Origin of the sequence: Oceanobacillus locisalsi, from assembly GCF_042675985.1 — a bacterium.
Lineage (GTDB): Bacteria > Bacillota > Bacilli > Bacillales > Amphibacillaceae > Oceanobacillus > Oceanobacillus locisalsi.
Window position 1 is genome coordinate 1 of the sequence record NZ_JBHTKK010000061.1, and the last position, 1,179, is coordinate 1,179.

The 1,179-nt window shown below is 40.5% G+C and carries 2 protein-coding genes; both read left to right on the forward strand.

What is annotated here, in order from left to right; genetic code table 11:
• The first annotated feature begins 103 nt into the window (after positions 1 to 103).
• On the forward strand, positions 104 to 673 hold the full coding sequence (locus ACFQ19_RS20220; protein WP_379594669.1) for a transposase: 570 nt from the start codon (positions 104 to 106) through the stop codon (positions 671 to 673).
• The coding region (locus tag ACFQ19_RS20225; RefSeq protein ID WP_379594671.1) for a transposase at positions 658 to 1,179 on the forward strand (522 nt) is incomplete at its 3' end. The genes ACFQ19_RS20220 and ACFQ19_RS20225, both read left to right, overlap by 16 nt.

Sequence of the window (1,179 nt, forward strand, 5' to 3'; positions counted from 1 at the left end):
CCTGAATTTCGAACCAATTTTATAAAAAAACATAAAAAAGTGCTCCAAACTTTGGTAGAATAGGATTAACCGGTCCAAACAAACCAAAAGAAAGGAGCACCTTATGGTGAATAATTATACCACATATAGCACAAGTATTGGAACCATTTCTATTGAATCAACATTGGAACACGCTACTTCCTTTGGAGGGATTCTACCTCTTCTGGACTATGTTCAAAAAATACAGCTGAAACAGAAATTGGACGACCGGTTAACTATTGGGAAACAAGGAGGTATTTTTGCACTTCCAAATGTTGCGCTCATTTTGATATTAGGACGTATTCTGGGAATAGAACGGATCTCACACTTTGAAGATGTGGAAAACGAAATCATGTTGAAACGGTTCTTCAAGTGGGACAAACTTCCTGATTACACTACCTACTACAACGATTTAAATCGGTTTGAAAAACAAGAAGATATCGAAGGGCTGGCAGAGACAAACAAGGAATTAACGAAGCGAATCTTGTCTCAACAAGATCGTGTCATTCTTGATTTTGATTCCTCAGTGTATACGGTTTATGGCAATCAGGAAGGGGCAGAAGTCGGATATAATGCTTCTCATCCCGGAAAAAAAGCTTCCATCCCTTATATGTGTTTGAAGGAAGAAGCCGTCTGTGTTTGGACGCTACCTTAAGAAATGGAAAAGCTTATACCTCGGCAGGAATGATAGAGGCTGGAAAAAGAGCGCTGGAACATGTCCCGTCCGGAGCTTCCATCCTGGCCCGTTTTGACAAGGGGTTTCCCAACGAAGATCATTTACATTTTTTTGAAACGTATCGTGATCCGGATACAGGGCAGCCCAAAGAAATCTTGTACACAGGGAAATTAAAATTGTATAAAAACCTTGTCAAAAAAGGGTTAGAAAAGATATGGTGTCGTGTGTATGAAGGAACTAAAATCATTGAGTGGACAGAAATCGAACATCAAGCTCAGACGTGGTCGAAACCACGCCGGATTGTACTCATTCGGATGGCAGAAGCAAGTGATTTTGAAGAACCCTATCTCAGCGAAGAATTTCTTTGGGAGTATCAGGCACTTGTCACGAATATGGAAGATGCTGGAGATGAGATTTGGCGCTTTTATAACCATCGCGCCTGTATGGAAAATTACATCAAAGAATCTAAAACGGGCTTTGGATCC

Coding starts and splice junctions, on each gene's coding strand:
- ACFQ19_RS20220 (WP_379594669.1), top strand. CDS start 104: ATGGTGAATAATTATACCACATATAGCACAAGTATTGGAACCATTTCT.